This window comes from Kribbella amoyensis (assembly GCF_007828865.1).
Lineage (GTDB): Bacteria > Actinomycetota > Actinomycetes > Propionibacteriales > Kribbellaceae > Kribbella > Kribbella amoyensis.
In genome coordinates this window covers 6073310-6093640 of sequence record NZ_VIVK01000001.1, presented here as the reverse complement: position 1 = coordinate 6093640, position 20331 = coordinate 6073310, and the positions used below count along the sequence as shown (strand labels likewise).

18 protein-coding genes are annotated in these 20331 nt (G+C 68.8%); 7 read left to right on the top strand and 11 right to left on the bottom strand.

Translation table 11 applies throughout. The features are described 5' to 3' along the window. Nucleotides 1-40: 40 nt before the first annotated feature. The 10 genes from FB561_RS28415 to nadC form a co-directional block, all read right to left on the bottom strand. Nucleotides 41-1429, bottom strand: a complete 1389-nt coding sequence (locus FB561_RS28415; protein ID WP_170284792.1) for an MptA/MptB family glycosyltransferase — start codon at nt 1427-1429, stop codon at nt 41-43. Beyond that, nucleotides 1426-2721 (bottom strand): DUF2064 domain-containing protein, encoded by a 1296-nt coding sequence (locus FB561_RS38335; protein ID WP_202880759.1) that lies wholly within the window; start codon nt 2719-2721, stop codon nt 1426-1428. Before FB561_RS38335 ends, FB561_RS28415 begins: the two co-directional genes overlap by 4 nt. Continuing rightward, nucleotides 2718-3377, bottom strand: a complete 660-nt coding sequence (locus tag FB561_RS28405; protein ID WP_145811969.1) for a glycosyltransferase family 2 protein — start codon at nt 3375-3377, stop codon at nt 2718-2720. The genes FB561_RS38335 and FB561_RS28405 overlap by 4 nt, the downstream gene beginning before the upstream one ends. Further along, complete coding sequence (locus tag FB561_RS28400) at nt 3374-4390, bottom strand: NAD-dependent epimerase/dehydratase family protein (RefSeq protein ID WP_145811967.1); 1017 nt, start codon at nt 4388-4390, stop codon at nt 3374-3376. The genes FB561_RS28405 and FB561_RS28400 overlap by 4 nt, the downstream gene beginning before the upstream one ends. Then, nucleotides 4387-5181, bottom strand: coding sequence for an S-methyl-5'-thioadenosine phosphorylase (locus tag FB561_RS28395; protein WP_145811965.1), 795 nt, complete (start codon nt 5179-5181; stop codon nt 4387-4389). The genes FB561_RS28400 and FB561_RS28395 overlap by 4 nt, the downstream gene beginning before the upstream one ends. A gap of 10 nt (nt 5182-5191) precedes the next feature. Beyond that, the gene (locus FB561_RS28390; protein ID WP_145811963.1) at nt 5192-5635 is read right to left on the bottom strand and encodes a hypothetical protein; all 444 of its coding nucleotides are present in this window, start codon (nt 5633-5635) and stop codon (nt 5192-5194) included. After that, a complete protein-coding gene (locus FB561_RS28385) occupies nt 5632-6753 on the bottom strand; it encodes a molybdopterin-dependent oxidoreductase (RefSeq protein ID WP_145811961.1) in 1122 nt (373 codons plus the stop codon). Before FB561_RS28385 ends, FB561_RS28390 begins: the two co-directional genes overlap by 4 nt. 99 nt (nt 6754-6852) lie before the next feature. After that, a complete protein-coding gene (gene nadB, locus FB561_RS28380; RefSeq protein WP_145811959.1) occupies nt 6853-8370 on the bottom strand; it encodes an L-aspartate oxidase in 1518 nt (505 codons plus the stop codon). After that, nucleotides 8367-9347 carry a quinolinate synthase NadA gene (gene nadA / locus FB561_RS28375; RefSeq protein ID WP_238335106.1) on the bottom strand — a complete coding sequence of 327 codons (981 nt, stop codon included), beginning with the start codon at nt 9345-9347 and terminating at the stop codon, nt 8367-8369. Before nadA ends, nadB begins: the two co-directional genes overlap by 4 nt. A 74-nt stretch (nt 9348-9421) precedes the next feature. Beyond that, the gene (nadC, locus tag FB561_RS28370; protein WP_145811956.1) at nt 9422-10288 is read right to left on the bottom strand and encodes a carboxylating nicotinate-nucleotide diphosphorylase; all 867 of its coding nucleotides are present in this window, start codon (nt 10286-10288) and stop codon (nt 9422-9424) included. A gap of 69 nt (nt 10289-10357) precedes the next feature. Here nadC and FB561_RS28365 point away from each other — a divergent pair, with 69 nt between their 5' ends. Beyond that, the gene (locus FB561_RS28365; protein ID WP_145811953.1) at nt 10358-11062 is read left to right on the top strand and encodes an NUDIX hydrolase; all 705 of its coding nucleotides are present in this window, start codon (nt 10358-10360) and stop codon (nt 11060-11062) included. A gap of 40 nt (nt 11063-11102) precedes the next feature. On the opposite strand, the gene FB561_RS28360 is transcribed toward FB561_RS28365, so the two are convergent. Further along, nucleotides 11103-12104: a LacI family DNA-binding transcriptional regulator gene (locus FB561_RS28360; RefSeq protein WP_145811950.1), complete on the bottom strand. Its 1002-nt coding sequence runs from the start codon at nt 12102-12104 to the stop codon at nt 11103-11105. An 82-nt stretch (nt 12105-12186) separates the two neighbouring features. Between FB561_RS28360 and FB561_RS38035 the strand changes: the two genes are divergently transcribed. The 6 genes from FB561_RS38035 (at nt 12187) to FB561_RS28335 (ending at nt 20320) form a co-directional block, all read left to right on the top strand. Beyond that, nucleotides 12187-12450 carry a hypothetical protein gene (locus FB561_RS38035; protein WP_170284791.1) on the top strand — a complete coding sequence of 88 codons (264 nt, stop codon included), beginning with the start codon at nt 12187-12189 and terminating at the stop codon, nt 12448-12450. Beyond that, nucleotides 12450-15848, top strand: a complete 3399-nt coding sequence (locus FB561_RS28355) for an alginate lyase family protein (protein WP_170284790.1) — start codon at nt 12450-12452, stop codon at nt 15846-15848. Before FB561_RS38035 ends, FB561_RS28355 begins: the two co-directional genes overlap by 1 nt. Nucleotides 15849-15987: 139 nt before the next feature. Next, a complete protein-coding gene (locus FB561_RS28350; protein ID WP_145811946.1) occupies nt 15988-17001 on the top strand; it encodes a LacI family DNA-binding transcriptional regulator in 1014 nt (337 codons plus the stop codon). Between the two features lie 141 nt (nt 17002-17142). Next, entirely contained in the window at nt 17143-18387 is a 1245-nt protein-coding gene (locus tag FB561_RS28345) for a polysaccharide pyruvyl transferase family protein (RefSeq protein WP_145811944.1), read from the top strand. Then, nucleotides 18387-19373 carry an ABC transporter permease gene (locus FB561_RS28340; RefSeq protein ID WP_145811942.1) on the top strand — a complete coding sequence of 329 codons (987 nt, stop codon included), beginning with the start codon at nt 18387-18389 and terminating at the stop codon, nt 19371-19373. The genes FB561_RS28345 and FB561_RS28340 overlap by 1 nt, the downstream gene beginning before the upstream one ends. Then, nucleotides 19370-20320, top strand: a complete 951-nt coding sequence (locus FB561_RS28335) for a carbohydrate ABC transporter permease (RefSeq protein ID WP_145811940.1) — start codon at nt 19370-19372, stop codon at nt 20318-20320. The genes FB561_RS28340 and FB561_RS28335 overlap by 4 nt, the downstream gene beginning before the upstream one ends. Nucleotides 20321-20331 lie beyond the last annotated feature (11 nt).

Below are 20331 nucleotides of genomic sequence, written 5' to 3'. Positions count from 1 at the left end.
GCTGAGGGCGAGAACGACGGGGCAGGTGTGGTGCTGCCGGTCAGGTCGCCGGCTGTCGGGGTAGACGATGCTCGTGCGCAGTTCGACGAACGAGCGATGCGATCAGAACCACGGCGCCGGCCCCCAAGTAGGCAAGACCTTGGCGCGTGTCGTGGCCGAAGCCGGCGTAGGCGAGGTAGGCGGCCAGGGGGACGGCGATCCACTCGTAGCGTTGAGCGAGGACTGCGAGCGCGATCAGTGGGATCCCGTACCAGGGGTACGTCGGGGTGGTCAGGAGGAGTGCGCCGCCGTACAGCCAGCAGGAGGCAACCGCGATCGTGACGCGGTCTCGGAGCAGGATGACGACCAGAGCGAGGCCGGCGGCGGTCACGGCGACAACCACCTGGCGTGCCTCGGCGGGGAGGACCAGGGCGAGGAGGGCGGAGCGGGATCGCCCGTCGGAGAAGCCTTCTTGGCCGAGGTAGCCGGGCAGGAATCCGAGCACCAAGGTTCCCGCGGCCAGCAGGTGGGGGACGTAGCTGGTCAGGAACGTGCCGACGGTGGCGAGGGAGGTCTTCATGCCTCCGCGCCGGACGAAGGCAGGTATCAGGAGCATCGGGAGCAGCTTGACCGCTGCCGCGGCGCCGAGCAGCAGGCCGGCGAGCAGTGGTCTGCTGCGCGTGGCGACGACGACCGCGCCGACGACGAAGGCGGCTGCCAGGACGTCGACGTGGGCAGCGTTGCCGGCCTCGAGCGCAACGATGGGGGACCAGCCCCACAGGACCGCCCACCGCGGATCGCGTCCCGAACGACGGAGAGCGTTGATCAGCAGCGCCGTGATCATGACCGCGAGGATCGCGGCGGCCAACTGGAGCCCGAAGGTCCCGGCGGGCCAGGGAGTGACGAGCGCGACCGCGGCGAAGAAGGCCTGCGCGACCGGGGGATAGATCGTCGGGACCCGCGGCCGGTTGATCCGCGTCCGTGGGTCGTCGGCGGACAGTGCGGCCAGGGCCGTCGGATCGTCGGGCACCCGTGGTGGCCCGGCGATCCACGATCGGTCGGCCGGCGACAGACCAGGGAAGAGCACCGGATCCCGCAGGTCGGCAAGTGCGTCGTCCAGCGGGACATGGGAGTACGGCGAGCTCCCGGACAGCTGGACTCGTCCGTCCCACACGTACCGATACGCGTCGGTGCTCGTGATCGGAGCGGACAGGAGGCCTGGCACCTGGCAGGCTGCCGCGACGACGAGCAGTCCGGGCAGCGCCCGTGGACCCTGGGGAGTACGCGTGACGAGCCAGGCGACGGCGCCGACCGTGAGTACCGCGAAGAGCAGGGTCACGTTCGGCCACCATCGGTGGGCCGCGGTGACGACGGTCGCGGCACTGGCCAGGACCGCGACGGATCCAGCCGCGGCCAAGGACGCCGGCCGGGACCGCGCCTGACGGGTCACGTGGGGGCACGGACGCTGCGGGCGACTGGTCTGCTCCGGTCGTGCACGCGGCGAAGGGTGAGAAACGCCCGGTCGCCCGTCCGCCAGTCCTCCGCGGCGTCCAGGCCGGCAGGTGCCGCGTACCGGATCGCTGCGCGACTACCAACTCTTGCCCAGGGCAATGGAGTGGAGCGCCGGCCGGCGGCGCTGTGGAGCACGATCGCCTCGGTGCAGTCGAGGTCGTCGTCCGGGTCGACCTCGACGACGACCAGGCCATTCGGCCGGACGAGCTGGGCGCACCGCTCGAGCAGGGCGGCCGGAGCGCCGCCGATGCCGATGTTGCCGTCCATGAGCAGGACGCTGCCCCATCGTCCCTCGCCCGGGAGCGGATCGTGGATCGCCCGTCGCAGTGCGGTGGCCCCGCGATCGGTGGTCTGCCGGACGGCGAGCTCGGAGATGTCGACACCCAGCGCCGGGACACCCTGTTCGGCCAGCGCGGTGACGATCCGGCCGGGTCCGCAGCCAAGATCGAGGACCGGCCCCTCGCACCGGCTGATCGCGAGCCGGTCGACGTCGTCAGCCGGCGCCTGCCAGCGGTCCATCTCGGACAGTCTCAGCAGCGGGCTGCCATCGGATCCCATGGCCGTTACCGGTGCGCCGTCGAGCGCCTGTTCGAACAGCAGTGTCGGGGAGGCCGCATGCACCAACCGCCGGTACAGTCGCGCCGTCCGCAGCTCGGGGTACGCGGCCGCGATGGCCGCGGCGTCCTGCGGGGTGTCCATGTCTCGCAGGGTCGGGAGCAGCTTGACCCGGTAACCGAGGCCTTCGAGTCGCGTCAGTTGGTCGCTGCCCGTGTGGTCGGTCGACATGGGTACGCCGAGGAGTGCGCGCTCGTCGGGTTGCCGGAGGCCGAGGCACCAGTACCCGCCGTCCTCGGTCAGCCCGAGGACGGCGTCGTATCCGGACCAGTCGACGGTGAGGCGGGGACCCGTGATCTGCGGTGTGTCCATGCCGACGAGCAGCATCGGCAGGCCGGTGTAGGAATCCTCGAAGGCCGCGGCGAGTCGCTCGTCCAGTCCGTCGCCGCGCTGGGCGACGATGCGGAACTGCGGTGGCAGCCAGGCGCCGGGTTTGCCGTCGAGCGCGATGACGCGGTGACGTGCCGGTGTGCGTTCGAGCGTGGCGAGGGTGTCGGCGAGCGAGGCACGAGCCAGGGCCGCCGCCTCGCCGGGGGTGAACTCGGTCTGCAGCCTGGTCTTGACCCGGCCGGGTACCGGCTCCTTCGCGATCAGGATCAACGTTCCGGTCGTCATGTGGCGAGCACCTTCGTCATGTCCTTGACCGCCCGGAGCGCGCCGAGCGGCGTACCGGTCACCTTCGATCGTCCCGAGCGCGGCAGGTAGTCCACGTCCACTTCCGCGATCCGCCAGCCGGCGTCCGCCGCTCTGACGACAGTCTCGAGTGGATAGCCCGACCGGCGGTCGGTCAACGGGAGGTCCAGCAGCGCCAGCCGCCGTGCGGCGCGCATCGGTCCGAGATCGTGCAAAGACGCGCCGGTCCGCCGCCGCACCCGGCGGGCAAGCTCGGCGTTGGCCAGCCGCAGGTGCCACGGCCACGCCTGGCGGCTGTGTGGACGGCGGCGACCGAGAACCAGATCGGCTCGCCCGGCCAGGACCGGAGCTGTGACCCGGATCAGTTGCCTGGGGTCGAGTGAGGCGTCGGCATCGCTGAACGCGACGACCGCCGCGGTGGCGGCCTCGAGGCCGGCGTGGCACGCGGCGCCGTACCCACGAACCTCGCATCGGACCACCGTCGCGCCGAGCCGGGTCGCGATCTCGGCGGAGCCGTCGGTCGAACCGTTGTCGATGACGATCGCCCGCACGTCGCCGGGGAGGCGTCCGAGCAGCCAGGGGAGCGCGGCTGCCTCGTTCAGGCAAGGCAGGACGAGGTCGACCTCTTGGGCCTTCATGAGCGGACCAGCGCGGCGACACCGTCGCGCAGATCGTAGGCCGGTTTCCACCCGAGCTCCGCCTTGATCCGGCCGGAGTCAGCGGTGACGTGCCGTACGTCGCCCAGCCGGAAGCGTCCGGTGATCTCGGGCGCGGGTCCGCCGTACGCACGGGACAGCTCGGAGGCCAGGTCGCCGATCGTGTGCACGGTGCCGCTCCCGACGTTGTACGCCGTGAACTCGGCGTGCTCCGCTTCGACCGCCAGCGCGACAGCTGTTGCGATGTCGCGCACCTCGACGAAGTCGCGGCGCTGCTGCCCGTCCTCGAACACTTGCGGCGCCAGCCCACGCTCGAGTCCGGAGCGAAACAGCGCTGCGACCCCGGCGTACGGCGTATTGCGGGGCATTCCCGGGCCGTAGACGTTGTGGAAGCGGAGCGCGGCAACCTGTCCGCCCGTCTCCCGGGCCCAGCCGGCGGCGAGTTGTTCGCCACTCAGTTTCGAGACGGCGTACGCGTTGCGTGGATCGGGGCGGGCGGACTCTTCGACCAGACCCGGGACGAGGAACTCACCACAGACCGGGCACGGCGGTTCGAACAGCCCGTCGCGCAGATCCTCCACGCGGCGCGGACCGGGCGCGATCTCACCGTGCCGGTGGCAGCGGTAGCGTCCTTCGCCGTACACGACCATCGAGCTCGCGTACACCAGGCGGCCGACGCCCAGCCGGCCCAGCTGACGGAGCAGAACAGCGGTGCCGAGGCTGTTGCTGCTCACGTAGTCGTCGATGTCGTCAAGGCTGACGCCGAGTCCGACCTTGCTCGCGAGGTGCACGACCGCGTCGACGCCGCGCAGCGCGGTGGCAACGGCGTCGGCATCCCGGACGTCGGCCACGACGAGGTTCTCGACGTCCGGTGGCTGCCCGTGGACGTCGGCACGCAGTGAGTCGAGCACGACGACTTCGTGGCCGTCGGCAAGGAGCTGGTGATGCACGTGACGGCCGATGAAGCCGGCGCCACCGGTCAGCAGTACCTTCACCGGACGGCCTCAGGTGCGGCAGCGGTTCCGTCCAGCGCGTGCCGGCAGGAGCAGTCGGCGTCCGGTCCTGGCAGAGCGGCGATCACGTCGCGAACCAGCGACTTCAACCGTTCGATACTGCGCCCGAACACTTCGAAGACCTCGGCCTGGGTGACGCCTTCCCCGGTCGCGACACCGGCGTCGTGGTCGGTCACGACAGCGATCGAGGTGTAACAGACACCCAGCTCACGCGCGATGGCCGCCTCCGGCGCTCCGGTCATGCCGACCACGGACCATCCTTGCGCGGCGTGCCACCGGGACTCCGCTCGCGTGGAGAAGCGCGGCCCGTTGATCACCACCATGGTCCCGTCCGGTACGACGTTGCCCGCGGCAATCACGGTCGCCCGGCCGGCCGGACAGTAGGGGTCGGCGGGTGAGGTATGGACGACCGGCGCGGGGTACCCGTCGTACACCGTGTGGTCGCGTCCCCAGGTGCGGTCGACGAGCTGGTCCGGAACCACGAAGAGGCCCGGTGTCAGCTCTGGTCGCAGGGAACCCACGGCACAGGGGCCGAGGACCTGGCGTACTCCGAGCGATCGCAACGCCCATAGGTTCGCCCGGTAGTTGACTCGGTGGGGCGGGAATCGATGGTCGGCGCCGTGCCGCGGCAGGAACGCGACCTCGCGCCCGCCCACCCGTCCGACCACGGGCGGTTCGCTCGGTGGCCCGAAGGGTGTGTCTACCTGCATCGGACGAGCATCCTGCAGGAACGAGTAGAAGCCTGATCCACCGATCACACCGATGTCTGCCATGCGCCCGAGCCTAGGAGTCACGACGCCGGCGCGGACCCGATTCGCGGGATCCGTCAGCGCGCCGTAACCGCAGCACCACGGCGATCGCGCCGGCCGCGACGAGCGCTGCCTCCAGGAGTAGCCAGTCCCGCAGATAGTCGCGCGGCAGGATGGTCGGATTCGCCCCTTCGCCCTGTCGGAGCAGGAGCGGAATCGCCATCAGGGTAGTGATTCCGGCGTACAACAGCGTCACGCCCACCGGTCTGACGACGGCGCCGTGCAGGCGGTGGGTCAGAACCCATCCTCCGATCACGATCAGCGGCACGAGGACGAAGTCGTCCGCGATGACCACTCCTCCGAGCCACAACGGCAGTCGCATCAGGGCCGCCGGACTGACCGTCTGGAAAAAGAGCCAGAGCCCCCACAGACCGAACCCGCAGCCGGCGGCGGCCAAGGTGCGCCGGGTCCAGCTCATGACAGGACCTCCAGCCGGTGGACCCACTTCGTCTGCAGAACGCCGGGGCGGTTCGGTGCGATGATGCGGGCCGGGTAGCCATGGTCCAGATCGAGGTCGGCGCCGTTGAGCCTGAGCGCGAGCAGCGTCAGTGGGTCCTGCGCGAACTGCGCCGGCAGCTCCGAGGTTCCGTAGAAGCCGCCCTTCTCCAGCGACCTGACCCGGACACCGGCCGACTTCGCGGCACCGCAGAGCGACAACAGGTCGCGGATCCGGATGCCTTCCCAGCGCGCGCCCTGGCTCCAGCCCTCCACGCACGCGATCGGCAGGTCGGCCTGTGTCTGCGGGAGTCGCCGCAGTTCGTCCAGGGTGAACGACAGCTCCCGCGGGCCGACGATCGTCAAGCGCCACTCGGAGTCGGCCCGTACCACTCCGGCCGCCTCCGCGGTCCGATTCACCGGTAGGCCCTGCGGACCGACTCCCGGACGTCGCGGTGCGAGGACGGCGAGCGGACCGAGCGGGGGAACGGACTGCCCGACCGTTGTCACCCCGACCAGCGCGCCGGCGCCGGCCACGATCCGGAACAGGCCACGCCGGCTCAGCCCGTCCTGGCGCGGTGCCGCCCGCACTTTCCGCCAGTGCTCCACGATGAGCGGAAGCTTGACCGCCAGGTGCACGATCAGCGCGCCGACGATGATCCACGCGAGCGCGTAGTGGGTCTCGCGGAACGGAAACGGCCACGGGTACCACTGGATCGTGTTGAGGAAGCCGGTCAGCAGCTCCAGCGCCAGGGTGGCGACCAGAACCAGGATCGACAGCCGCTCCACGATCGACACCAAGGCTTGCCGGCTCGGCGGCCAGGGCGGCTTCGCGAACAGCTTGGGGTAGACCGTCCACAACTTTGCCAACAGCAACGGAATCGCGATCGTCCCGCTGAGCACATGCAGCCCCTGGGTCACCCGGTAGAGCGAAACCGGCCGGCTGGGAACGTAGGTCGTCTCCTGCTGGACGTGGCTGAAGACCCCGGTCAGGAAGCAGACCAGTACCGCGGCACCCAGCCACCTACCGATCACGACTGCCACTCTGGGGTGGTGCAGAGGCGAGGAGAACTGCGGCTGCGGGAGAGGTCTGAACTTCATGAATCCATCAGAACGCACAAATTCAGGACCAGGAGCGAATCGTCGATTACCTTCCGCGAACGTCCGGCTCTGCGGTGCTGCGAAGGTTCGGTCGTAGTTCTACCGGGGGAGCAAACCGGCAGTGGGCAGTTGGCGCGTAGTCGGGCGTCCTTCCTGGTCGAGGCGTACGACTATGTGCTCGTCCCATCGTTCGGCGGCGTGCGGATGGTCGGAACGCCAGTGGCAGCCGCGGCTGTCCTGCCGTGCGGTCGCCGCGACGACGACCGCCCTCGCCACCGTCGCGAGCGGTCCGGTGCCCATGGAGTCGAGTTCTTCCGCGGCGGCGTTCAGACCGGCGCCGTCGCGACGGATGCCGGCGTACCTGCTGAGGGTCGTGCGAATCCGCTCCGGTTGACGGTCATCGCCGAGCGTGAGCTCACGGGTGCGGCCGAGGTCCTTCGCGGGGAGGTCGAGGGTCAGGGCCGTTGCGACGCGTCGCCCGAAGACGAGTCCTTCCAGCAGGCTGTTCGAGGCGAGCCGGTTGGCCCCGTGGACGCCGGTCGCGGCGACCTCGCCGACGGCGTACAGGCCGGGTACGTCGGTTGCGCCGTTCCGATCGGTCCGAACGCCGCCACAGAGGAAGTGTTCGGCCGGCGCGACCGGGATCTGCTCGGACAACAGGTCGACGCCGATGCGTGCGCACGAGGCCAGCACGGTCGGGAACCGCTTCCGGAGCACGTCCGGCGCGACCTCGGTCGCATCCAGCCAGACATGATCGGATCCGTCCCGGCGCATCGTCGCCTCGATCGCCCGGGCGACGACGTCTCGCGGCGCCAGGTCGGCTCGCGGATGCCGTCCGGCCATGATCCGGCGGCCGTGGACGTCGCGCAGTACGGCGCCTTCGCCTCGGACGGCCTCGGTGACCAGCGGCAACTGACCGCTGGTCTCACCGGTGTGGAGCGCGGTCGGGTGGAACTGGACGAACTCCATGTCCACCAGCGACGCGCCCGCTCGCAGCGCCAAGGCGATCCCGTCACCGCGCACCGTCGCGGGATTGGTGCTGGCCAGGTACGCGTTGCCGATACCGCCGGTGGCCAGGACGACGGCGCGTGCCTCGATCTGACTGAGCTCGGTGCCCGTGTCGACGAGCACCCCGACCACGCTTCCGGTCTCCGACTGAAGCAGACCGGCGGCACGCCCGGTCACCGTCCGAACGCTGCTTCGGCGCAGGGCGTCGAGGAGCGCGCGATGAACCTCGGCACCGGTGGCGTCACCGCCTGCGTGCACGATCCGAGGACGACTGTGGCCGCCTTCCAGCGTCCTCAACAGCGAGCCGGTATCGTCACGGTCGAAGCGTGCTCCGTGGGCGATGAGTTCGGCAAGCCGCTGCGGTCCCTCCTCGACCAGCGCCCGGACGTTGCGGGGATCGCAGAATCCCGCGCCCGCGACCTCGGTGTCGTGCCAGTGGTCGAGCGGATCGTCCTCGCCGTACGCGGCCGAGATGCCACCCTGCGCCCAGGGCGTGCTGCCGTCGCCCGCACTGAGAAGGATCACCTGACGGGTTGCCGCGAGACCGAGTGCGGTCGACACGCCCGCCACGCCGGACCCGATGACGACGACATCGGCCACGCGCGTCATCGAGGACCCGCGGGCTTGCCGATGGCAACCATCCGCTCGACCGAACGCCGGGCCCGCTCGACGACCTCGGACGGCAGCTGGATCTCGTCGCGTCCCTCCCGCAGGCACCGCACCAGCAGTTCCGGGGTGATCATCTTCATGAAGCGGCACGAGGCCTTCGGATTCACCGGCAGGAACGTCGTCTGCTGGTTGACCTTGCGCAGCTGATGGAGCATGCCGATCTCCGTCGCGACCAGAGCGGTCTTCGCGGTCAGGCCGCGAGCGGTGTCCAGCATGCCGGCGGTGGAGAGGATGTGGGTCCGCTCGGCCGGAAGATCACCCACGCCGGCGAGCCAGACGGCCGATGACGCGCAGCCGCACTCGGGGTGCACGAGGACCTCGGCCGCGGGATCGGCGGCTACCTGAGCGCGCAGGTCGGCCGCGCTGATGCCGGCATGCACATGACACTCGCCCATCCACACCTCGATGTTGCCCCGGCCGGTCTGCCGCCGGACGTGCGCTCCGAGGAACTGGTCGGGCAGGAACAGGATCGGCTGGTCCGCCGGAATCGAGTTCACCACCTCGACCGCATTGGAGGAGGTGCAGCAGACGTCGGCCTCGGCCTTCACCGCCGCGCTGGTGTTGACATAGGCAACAACAGCGGCGTCGGGATGCTCGGCCTTCCAGGCCCGCAACTGGTCGGCGTCGATCGTGTCCGCCAGCGAACAGCCGGCCTGGGCGGTGGGGATCAGCACGGTCTTGTCCGGGCTGAGGAGCTTGGCCGTCTCCGCCATGAAGTGCACGCCGCAGAAGACGATCGTGGACGCGTCGGTACTGGCGGCGAGGCGCGACAGCGCGAGGGAGTCGCCGACGTGGTCGGCGACGTCCTGGATCGCCGGTTCCTGGTAGTTGTGGGCGAGAATCACAGCATCTCGCTCTCGGGCGAGGCGCCGTACCTCTTCCTGCCAGCTGATGGCCGTGCGCTGACCAACGGTCACAACAGGTCCTTCTTTCGGGAGGTTTTCGCTTGACAAGCGATAACTGGGCATGATGGTGGGCGACGATCCCTGGTTCACCCGTGGTTCCGGGTCACCAGCAGACTGATGTCCAGTGCGGTGGGGGAGTGGGTCAGGGCGCCGACCGACAGGGCATCGACGCCGGTGGCGGCGACCTCCGCAACGGTGTCCAAGGTGATGTTGCCGGAGGCCTCGAGCCGGGTGGTGGATCCGGAGGTGTTGCGCCGCTCGACGATCCGGGCCACCTGCTCGACCGGCATGTTGTCCAGCAGGATCCACTCGACCTGGCAGTCCAGCGCTTCGCGGGCCTCCTCGGCAGTGGTGACTTCGACCTCGATCGCCCGGCCGGTGTCTTCGGCGGCCATGCCGTCCCGGACCCGCCGAACGGCCGGGACGACGCCGCCGGCCGCGGCGAGATGATTCTCCTTGAGCAGCACCATGGCCGACAGGTCGAGCCGGTGGTTGGTCCCGCCGCCGCAACTCACGGCGTACTTGTCCAGGGCCCGGAGGCCGGGTGCTGTCTTTCGGGTGTCGAGGAGCGCGACCGGGCGCCCAGCGATCGCGGCAACGAACGCCGACGTGAGGGTGGCGATGCCCGACATCCGTTGGGCGAAGTTCAGCGCGACCCGCTCGCCGGTGATGACCGACCGCGCCGCGCCGCTGATCCACGCCAGCGGCTGCCCCGGGACCACCGGATCACCGTCGGCAACAGCCGTCCGCACCTTCACGGTGGGATCGACGGCCATGTACACCTCCTGCACCACAGTCAGGCCGGCCACGCGACCGGACTGCTTGGCGATCATCGTCGCCTCGGCCTCCAGCGCCTCCGGGACGCTCCATCGGGTGGTGACATCGTCTGCCGCCTGGTCCTCGATCAGTGCTGCCGCTACCGCGGTCCGGATCGTCTCCGTCGTCAGTTGCATCCGCTGTCCCGCTCTCCGTGATGTTTTCGCTTCTGAGGCGATAACTAGAGGCACGCTACCATCGGCCCCGTGCCGACAGCCAAGAAAGGTGATCCAGTCAACTTCCCCAGTTACCCGCACGAGGTGCTCGCCGTGGTTCTGTCCGTTCGCGACGCCAGGCTGTGTGTGCTGCTGTGGAAACGCGCTCGGAGCCCGTACCGCGGCCGCTGGGCACTACCCGGCGGCGGGGTCGAACCCGCGGAGCGGCTCCGGGAGGCCATCACCGGGCACCTTGCGACGAAGGTCGAGGTCCGCGACGTCGCGCACCTCGAACAGTTGGCCACGCACAGTGCGATCGAGCGTGATCCGCGGGCCCGGGTGCTGGCGACGGGCTATCTGGGCCTTGTTCCGTCCGACGTCCAGCCGAAGCTTCCGTCCGACACGCAGTGGCACCCGGTCGACGAGCTGCCGCGGACCGCGTTCGATCATCACTACTTCATCGATGCCGCGGTCGCGCGGCTGCGCGCGAAACTGTCGTACACGAACATCGGTTTCGCGCTGGCTCCGCTGGAGTTCACCATCGCGGAGCTCCGGGACCTGTTCGGTGCCGCCCTCGGCTACGAGCTCGGCGCCACCAATCTCACCCGCGTCCTGACCCGCCGGCACGTGATCGACCCGACCGAACGGCGAGCCAGCCCCGGCCAGAGCGGCGGCCGCCCTGCGACCGTCTACAAGTTCGTGGCCCGCGAGCTGACCGTCACCGATCCGTTCGCAGTACTCCGCCCGCCCCGTTGACGCCGCCAGTGACATAACGTCACGTCAGTTTCGACACCGGTCAGGCGTCGGTCAGGGCCGTTGCCGAGTCGCGGACGACGAGCTCGGGCTCGGGGTCGGCGATGATGCCGCCGGTGCAGGGGCGTCCCGCCATCAGCTCGTACAGCCCGTGGACGCCGGCCCGGCCGAGCTCGTACATGGGCATCCGGACCGCGGTGACGGCTGGGCGCAGGTGTTCCATCAGCCCGACGTCGTGGATCCCGACGACGGACAGCTGGTCGGGTACGGCGATGCCGAGGTCCCGGGCGGCGGCCAGGACGCCGACGGCGCTCATGACGTTGTTCACCACGACCGCGGTCGGCGCGGCCGGCAGTTGCAGCGCCTGGCGCAACCCGTCGGCACCGGCCTGCTCACCGAACCCGGTGGCCAGGTGCGGCGCCGGTTCCAGCCCGGCCTGCTGCATCTCCTGCTGATATCCGAGGTAGCGCTGCCGGAACGCGTGCCCGGTCGCCCCACCGATGAAGACGATCCGGCGATGGCGCAGGTTGAGCAGGAATCGGGTCGCGATCTCGCCCGCGCGGCAGTCGTCGATGCCGACCCAAGGGTGGTCCTGGGCGTAGTCCAGGCTGAGGATCGGCTTGGGATGCGAGCGAAGCTCGGCCACCACGTCGTCGTCGAACAGTGAGTCGTCCCGGATCAGGATGCCGTCGACGGTGCCGTGGCTGAGCAGCCGGGTGACGAACTGGCTACCCGAGCGCATCGTCTCGGCGTCGCCGAGCAGGACTGTCCCGCCGCGCTCGGCCGCGGCCCCGTAGACGCCGCGCAGCAGGTGGGTGTAGACGGGATTGTCGAGCTTGTGGAGGATCAACGCGATCATGCCGGTGCGGTTGAGCCGCAGGGACCGGGCCGCTTGGTTGGGCTGATAGTCGAGGTTCTCCATGGCCTGGATGACCCGGGCACGGGTGGCCTCGCTCATCCGGGTGTGGGTCGTGCCGTTGAGCACGGCCGACACCACCGCGACCGATACCCCCGCCATGCGGGCGATGTCCCGTTGCGTTGTCACGCTTGCGCGCCCCCTCGAACCGTTGACGTAACGTCTCAACCAAGTCTACGGTGAATTAACGATACGTCACCTAGGAGCGCGCATGACGTCAGCACACCGCTCCGTGCTACCGCCGAACTTTCTCGACGACGACGTCAGGCACCGGCTCGACGGCGGCACGTTCGCGTTCGACCGCACCGGCATCGGCGCGGCCACCCGCCGGCTGGACAGTCCCGACCTGGTGTCGAAGGACGCAGCGAACACTCTCACCTGTCATGAGGAGATGGGATGCATCGAAGACTTCTTCGGCGGAGTACCCGCCGCCGTGCCCGTGCGTGGGCTGCGACGACCGTCGCGGTGGCTCTGATGGTGACGGGTCTGTCACCCGCCCGGGCCGCCACGAGCGACATGTCGGATCTCGGCGAGTTGCTCGACCTGACGCGTCCGGGGCTCGCCGGCGTGGCGGCGGAGCTTGCCGCCGGCGACGAGGCGGGGGCCGCGGCCGAGCTCAAGGCGTACTACGCGGGCCGCACGGGCATCGAGTACCCGGGTGTGGGCGGGGCAGGAGGCGGTGACGCGACCGCCGACGAACTGGCGGCGGGGATCTTCCGGTTCGGCACCGTGACCCGCGACTTCTACGACGATGCCGCGCAGCGGATCGACGTGGACTGGGCGGACCTCTGGGGCGGGACAGAGACCATCCCGGGGAGCGCACAGGTTCTGATGAGTGACTTCGCGTTCATGTCGACGCTGACGAGCGCCTACGTGAAGGAGAGCGACCCGCAGAAGCGCGCGGCGTACGCGTCGGCGTGGATGGACATCTCACTGGACTTCTTCGCCGACAATCCGAGCTGGCCGCAGAACCGCAACCTCTCGGGCGGCAAGCGGCTGGCCCAGCTCGTCAGCTCGTTCTCCGTGTTCCGGACGGAGCCGAGCCTCGACGCGAACGACCTGGTGGCGTACCTGTCCGGCGTGCACGCGACGACGGATCTCCTCACGACCGTGCTGCAGATCCACGTCGGGAACAACTGGTACGTCTCGATGGCTCGCTCGATCTACCTCTCGGCCGTCTATCTGCCCGAGTTCTCGTCGTCGTTCGTCTGGGAGCCGTTCGCGGTGCGCTCGGTCGAGCGGTTCCTGCGCGCCTGGGTGAAGGGCGACGGCGTGTACCGCGAGCCGACGTTCAACTATCAGGCCTACGTGGCGGATCTGATCAACACGATGACCCAAGTAGCGGATGCGAACGGGCGAACCCTTCCCGAGGGGATCGTTCAGTCGGCGGACTGGATCGCGGATGCGCTGTTCGCGACCCGTCAGCCGAATCTCGAGACCGCGCTCGTCGGTGATTCTCCGAACACGGACGCGGGCGAGAGCGCGATTCGGAAGACCGGTGAGCGGAACTCCTGGTCCGACTTCACCTGGGTCGCGTCCGGGCGCACCGAGGGGACCGTCCCGACGCTGTCGTCCACGGTGTTCCCGATCAGCTATGCGGTCCAGCGGTCCGGGTGGGACGCCGACGCCCAGTACATGCTGATCAACAACCAGAACTCCAGCTATACGGCCTCGCATCGGCATCCCGACGACCTCAGCCTGGTGATGGCGGCGTACGGGCGTCCGTTGATCGTCGACCCTGGTGCGGGCGACTACAGCGCCACCCCGACCAACGACTGGATGCGCCGCACGACCGAGGCGCACAACACCGTCGAGATCGACGGAAAGCCGCAGCCCGCCGGCCTGCCCCGCTCGACGTCGCTGTGGCGCTCGAACGGTGGCCTCGACATCTATCGCGGGAAGACAGAGGCCTACCGGCCGATCGCGCACGATCGGGTTGTCTACTTCGTCAAGCCCGGCTTCTGGATCGTTTCTGACGACCTCAAGGGTGACGCCGGCGCGCACGACTACCGGCAGCTCTGGCACTTCCCTGGTGATCCGGTCACCGTCGACCCGAAGACGAACGTCGCCACGGTCGGGTTCGACACCGTGCGCGGCGCCAAGCCGGTTGCCGGCGTGCAGCTCGTCCCCGTGGCCCAACCCGGCGCCGATCTCACCTCGAACGTCCACAAGAACGGCGCCGTCCGCGTGGGCGAGCAGGTTCTCACCGACGTCGACTACCTGTCGTACGACTGGTCCGCCACCGGCGCCACCGGCGTGGACACGGTCGTGGTTCCCGGCAAGGCCGGCAAGGCGCCCTCGGTCAAGGCGTCGCGTATCGATCTGCCCCAGGTGGATCACTCCGTGGCCAGCGCGATGGAGATCGACCTGCCGAAGGCGACCGGCCGCTTCTACCTGTCGCGCGAGGCGGTTCCCTCGTCGAGGCAGTTCGGGGTCGCCGCGACCAACGCCGAGACCGCCTACCTCGAGCGTGCCGACAAGGGCGGCGGGCTGACGCGGTACGCGCTGACCCAGGGATCGTCGCTGGTCGATGCCGGGAAGACCGTGGTCAAAGCCTCCGGGGTTGTGTCCGACATCAGTGTGGAACTGCAGGGCGCTACCGCCCAGATCTCGCTCGGGGACCCCTTCACCGGCACCCTCACGATCAACGCGCCGAAGGCACGCGCGGTGAAGATCAACGGCACCCCGATCGCGTTCACCCGCACCGGCGACCTCGTCACCGTCTCGGCCAAGGCGGCCTTCGCCCCGAAGCCGTTGCTCAACGAGAAGTTCACCGACGCGAGCCTGGACCGCACCGTCTACGACTTCAACGGCTCCCTTGACGGCTGGACGCCGGTGCAGGGCACCTGGACGCTCGGCGGCGCGCAGCCGGACACGCAGCTGGTGCAGAGCTCGAGTGCGGACACGCAGTCGTTGGCGGTGCAGCAGGACGTGCCGGATGACGTGGTCGTGACTGCCGACGTCGTGCCAGGGACACGAAACCAGACGACGGCCACGACCGGTCTCGCGTTCCGCTATCACGATTCCCGCAACTACTACCGGGCCGATGTCGTCAACACATCGGGCGTCGCGAAGCTGCAGCTCGTGAAGGTCTACAACGGGACGACTACGCTTCTCGCGGAGAAGGAGCTGCCCATCAACGCGGACAGCGCCCACACGCTGACCGTCTCCGCGGTCGGGAAGCATCTGACCGCCACAGTGGGCAACACGTCGATCTCCGCAGACGACTCGCAACTGCCGACGGGTGGTGCCGCCGCCTTCACGAACGGCCGGGCCGCGGCCTTCGACAACATCACGATCAAGGAAGGGCTCGACCAGGCCAACTGGCGGGGTATCGCAGGCAAGGCGTCGGTCGACGCGGGTAGGTTGAAGCTCACGCCTACCGATGGCAGGGCGCACGTACTGGCCGACTCGACGCTGCCGTCGCGCTTCTCCGATGCGTGCGACTACTCGACGAAGGCCACGGTCACGATCAACGGATCCGTCGGCACCGCGGGCATCTCGCTGCGGGACACCTCGGACACCTACGGGTACCGGATCCACCTCGGCAAGACGAGCAACAGAACGCAGTACGCGAGTATCGTCCGCGAAGCTCACGCGTCGGGTCCGGTCACAGTGGGCACGGTGTCCCTCAGCAATCCGTTGACAGGTCCCGTCGAACTTGGTGCGGCGATCAACGGCGATCGCATCACCGTGACGTTGAACGGCGTTCAGATCCTGGAGGCTCGTGACACCGTGGTCCGGAACGGCGGCGTCGGGCTCTACTCGTCCACGGAGAGCACGTTCGAGGACGTCACTGTCGCACGCTCCTGCGAGCCACAGCGGGTCCGTCCGAGTGTTCCCGGCGCGGGCCAGGGCCCAGGTCCGCAGTGAACATTTCCAGGTGATTCGGTGGTGACGATGTGATCAGGTGGGGCCTCGGGAGAGGGAGCTTGATCTCCGGCGGAGATCTGCCTCATCCCGGGGCCTCGCCCCTGTCCGGTACGGCCGCCGCCGCGGCTACGCTGGCGGCATGACCACGATCAAGGACGTTGCGAAGCGGGCCGGGGTGTCCACGGCCGTGGTTTCCGCGGTGATCTCCGGGGCTCGCGGCAACGTCCGGATGAGCGAGGCGACCCGGCTCCGCGTCGAGCAGGCGATCCAGGACACGGGCTATCGCGTCAACCACGCCGCGAAGTCGCTGAGGCTGTCCAGATCGGGAGTGATCGCGGCGGTCGTGCCGAAGATCGCGAACCCGGTCTTCGAGCTGGCGATTCGTGGCATGCATGCGGCCGCCGAGGAACACGGTGACGTGCTGTTGCTGGCCGACGCACTGTGGATCGAGCCGGGCAGCCACCTGATGAGCCGGATCGTCGGCACGGGCATGGTCGACGGGGTGTTGTTGCGGTCCACCCAATGGGGGACCGAGACCGCCGAGGAACTCACCAAGCGGTCGATCCCGTACGTGATCCTGCAGAACCCGCGACCGGACGACTCCGTGTCGGTGTGGATCGACGACGCGGCCGGCATCGGTCTGGCTACGACGCACCTGCTGGGTCTCGGACACCGGCGCATCGCCTTGGTCGGCGGCCCCCTCGTCCCGACCGCCAGTACCGCCCGGGTCGACGGCTACCGCTCGGCGTTGCGGGCAGCGGGTGTGCGCTTCGACCGGTCGCTGATCAAGCAGGTCGGCTACGAGCCGGCGGATCTGGCGACCGCGACGCGCGAGGTCCTCGGCTCCGCCCGGCCGCCGTCCGCGCTGATCATCGACAACATCATCGCCGCGCAGGGAGCGATCGCGGCGATCATCGATCTCGGACTGCGGATTCCCGCCGATCTGTCGATCGTCGTGTACCAGGACCTGCCCATCGCCGACGCCCTTCGGCCGGCACCGAGCACGGTCCGGATGCCTGTGCAGCAAGCCGGAATGCGGGCCTACACGACCCTGCGCCGGATGATCGACGGCCGCCGCGTCCAGTCGGCCCAGGTGACGCGGCCGGCGCCGAAACTGATCGATCGAGGATCGACGGCACCGTACGCCGGCTGAGCGTCCAGCTGCTGAGAAGTCACCGTCGACACCCTCGTCAGATCTTGATTAACCGATGAATCACCGGCATGATGCTCGCCGTAGCTCCATATCGAACGTAAGCCCACCGCTGCTCAGGATGGGCTGGACAGGGAATTCCTCATGGTTCACGTCGTTCTCGTCTCCGGCTGGCAAACCGTCAACATCGGGGACGTCGCCCATACGCCAGGCGCGCTCCGGGCCTTTCAGCGCTACGCACCGGACGTGAAGCTGACGCTGTGGGCTCGCAGCATCGACGAGAACGTACGGCAGATGCTCCGCCGCTACTTTCCGGACGTCGAGATCGTCGAGGACCGGGTCGTGGCCGGCGAGCCGCTCAGCCCGGCGCTGGAGCGGTTGTTTGCCGAGGGCGACCTTCTGGTCCACGGGTCGGGGCCGTCGCTCGTCGGCCAGGTGGAGGTCGCCGAATGGCACCGGCGGACCGGAAAGCCGCATGGCATCTTCGGGGTGACAGTGGATCCGCTCCGGCCGTACGTCTCGACGCTGGCCCGGGCGGCGAGCATGGTCAGCGCGATCGACGGTGACCTGCTCACCGAGCTCCAGCGCGAGGTGCTCGACACGGCCGCGTTCGTCTACTGCCGGGACTCGTTGACCGAGCGGTTCCTGGCCGGCCAGAACCTCGCGGCGCCCACGATCGCGTTCGGCCCGGACGCCACGGTGATGTTCGACGTGGTCGACGACGGCGACGGCCAGGCGGTCCTCGCCGAGTACGGTTTGCAGCCCGGACAGTTCCTCTGCGCCGTACCGCGGCTGCGGTTCACGCCGTACCACCAGATCCGGAACTACCCGCCCGCGGCCGAGGACGTTCGCCGGACGGCCTACAACGCGGGTTATGTGAAATCCGACCTGGACGTTCTCAGGCAGGCCGTGATCGGCTGGGTGCGAGCCACTGGCCAGCCGGCCCTCGTTGTGCCGGAGATGAGCTACGCGATGCAGGTCGCCGAGGCCGAGTTCGCGGGGACCTTCCCTGCCGACGTGGCCGACCTAGTCCACATCCTGCCGCGGTTCTGGGACCTGACCGAGGCGGCCGCGGTGTACCGGCGGGCCGGCGCGGTCGTGAGCATGGAGTGCCACTCACCGCTGATCGCGTTGGCGGAAGGCATCCCGTCGATCTACCTGCGTCAGCCGACCGACACGATCAAGGGCGAGATGTACAACGATCTGGGCCTGCCGTTCGTCGAGCTGGGACCTGGGGCCGACGCTGCGGCCGGGCAACTCCTGCAGAAGATCGTCGACGACCGGCCGGCGGCGGCCGAACGCGTCCAGGAGACGCGGGACGGCGCGCAGGAGCGCGTACGGGGGATGGTCGAGACCGCCATGGCAGCGGTCGGCAGCAGGATCCGCTGATGTCGTCGGGAATCAAGGTGCGGCCGAGGAGCGGCGCAGATCCTGGTGCCCCGGCCGCCCGCGAGACTCGCGTCCGCGGGCAGCTCGCGACCCGCTGGCACCGGGACCGGGTGTTGCTCCTGCTCGCGATACCGGGAGTCGTCGTCCTGGTGGTGTTCCACTACCTGCCGCTGCTGGGCAACGTGATCGCCTTCCAGGACTACCAGCCGTTCCTCGGCATCAGCGGATCGGATTTCGTTGGCCTGAGCAACTTCTCGGTCATCTTCAACGGTGACCCGGAATTTCTGAACGCGCTCGTCAACACGTTGATCATCACGATGGTCCAGGTGCTGTTCGTGTTCCCGTTGCCGATCGCGCTGGCCCTGGTCCTCAACACGATGCTGAACGAACGGGCCAAGCGGCTGACGCAGTCGATCCTCTACCTGCCGCACTTCCTGTCCTGGGTCATCGTCGTGGCGTTGTTCCAGCAGATGTTCGGCAACGGCGGAATGCTGAACGAGTGGCTGCGTTCCGCGGACCTGGGAACCTTCCAGATCATCGGCGTACCGGAGCTGTTCAAACTGCTGATCACGTCGCAGGTGATCTGGAAGGACACCGGCTGGTCGACCATCATCTTCCTGGCCGCGCTGTCCAAGGTCGACCTGAACCTGTACGAGGCGGCGGCGATCGACCGGGCCGGCCCGCTTCGGCAACTGTGGCACGTCACGCTGCCCGCGATCCGGCCCGTGATCGTCCTGCTGCTGATCCTGCGGCTGGGTGATTCGCTCACGGTCGGCTTCGAGCAGATCCTCCTGCAGCAGGGTCCGGTCGGCGCGCAGGCTTCCGAAGTGCTCGACACCTACGTGTACAACAACGGGATCATCGGCGGGAACTGGGGTGTCTCGGCCGCGGTCGGCTTGGTGAAGGGCGTCGTCGGCGTGGTTCTCGTCCTCGGGGCGAACCGGCTCGCCCACGCGATGGGGGAGCGGGGGGTGTACTCGAAATGACCGGACTACTGGAGACCACCGCCGAACGCCGGGCTCGGCGCAACCGTCAACCGGCGCCGAACGATCGGCCTGCCTGGATGGGACGGCAGCCGCGCTGGGCGACCGCGGCGCGCGGTGTCCTGCTGACCGCCGCCTGCCTCGCGGTGATCGTCCCGTTCGTCGCCGTCGTGATGACGAGTCTGGCGCCGCAACGCGACATCAGCGCGCGCGGTGGACTCGTCCTCTTCACCAGCGAGCCGTCGCTCGCGGCGTACCGGGCCGTCCTGTCGGGCGGAGTGGTGACACGGGCCCTCACCGTGTCGGTCGCGGTCACCGCCATCGGCACTCTCCTGTCGCTGGCCTGCACCATCATGCTCGCGTACGCCCTGTCGCGGCCGGGATCGCTGATGCACAAGCCGATCCTGCTGATGACACTGTTCACCCTCTTGTTCAATCCGGGCATGATCCCGATGTACCTGATCGTCAAACAGCTCGGCCTGATCGACAACCTGGCGGCGTTGATCCTGCCGGTGGTGGTCAACGCCTTCAACGTGATCGTGATGCGGTCCTTCTTCCTCGAGCTGCCCGATGAGCTGACCGAGTCGGCGAAGCTCGACGGGGCCGGCGAACTCCGGATCCTCACCTTCATCGTCCTGCCGCTCTCGAAGGCCGTCGTCGCGGTGGTCGGCCTGTTCTACGCGGTCGCCTACTGGAACGCGTTCTTCTCGGCCCTGCTCTACCTGCCGTCGCCGGAGAAGTGGCCGTTGCAGCTGGTGCTGCGAACGTTCGTCGTGAACCAGACGCCGCTCGGTACCGACGAGCTCTCGGCGTCGACCGAGTCACTGCCACCCCAGGCATCGATCCAGATGGCGATTCTGGTGATGTCCGTCATCCCGATCCTGATCATCTACCCGTTCATCCAGAAGCACTTCAGCAAGGGACTTCTGATCGGCGCCGTCAAAGGCTGATCGACCGGACG

Coding starts and splice junctions, on each gene's coding strand:
- FB561_RS28340 (WP_145811942.1), top strand. CDS start 18,387: ATGTCGTCGGGAATCAAGGTGCGGCCGAGGAGCGGCGCAGATCCTGGT.
- nadC (WP_145811956.1), bottom strand. CDS start 10,288: ATGCAACTGACGACGGAGACGATCCGGACCGCGGTAGCGGCAGCACTG.
- FB561_RS28385 (WP_145811961.1), bottom strand. CDS start 6,753: ATGAAGTTCAGACCTCTCCCGCAGCCGCAGTTCTCCTCGCCTCTGCAC.
- FB561_RS28390 (WP_145811963.1), bottom strand. CDS start 5,635: ATGAGCTGGACCCGGCGCACCTTGGCCGCCGCCGGCTGCGGGTTCGGT.
- FB561_RS28345 (WP_145811944.1), top strand. CDS start 17,143: ATGGTTCACGTCGTTCTCGTCTCCGGCTGGCAAACCGTCAACATCGGG.
- FB561_RS28355 (WP_170284790.1), top strand. CDS start 12,450: ATGGTGACGGGTCTGTCACCCGCCCGGGCCGCCACGAGCGACATGTCG.
- FB561_RS28405 (WP_145811969.1), bottom strand. CDS start 3,377: ATGAAGGCCCAAGAGGTCGACCTCGTCCTGCCTTGCCTGAACGAGGCA.
- nadB (WP_145811959.1), bottom strand. CDS start 8,370: ATGACGCGCGTGGCCGATGTCGTCGTCATCGGGTCCGGCGTGGCGGGC.
- FB561_RS38335 (WP_202880759.1), bottom strand. CDS start 2,721: ATGACGACCGGAACGTTGATCCTGATCGCGAAGGAGCCGGTACCCGGC.
- FB561_RS38035 (WP_170284791.1), top strand. CDS start 12,187: ATGACGTCAGCACACCGCTCCGTGCTACCGCCGAACTTTCTCGACGAC.
- FB561_RS28335 (WP_145811940.1), top strand. CDS start 19,370: ATGACCGGACTACTGGAGACCACCGCCGAACGCCGGGCTCGGCGCAAC.
- FB561_RS28395 (WP_145811965.1), bottom strand. CDS start 5,181: ATGGCAGACATCGGTGTGATCGGTGGATCAGGCTTCTACTCGTTCCTG.
- FB561_RS28350 (WP_145811946.1), top strand. CDS start 15,988: ATGACCACGATCAAGGACGTTGCGAAGCGGGCCGGGGTGTCCACGGCC.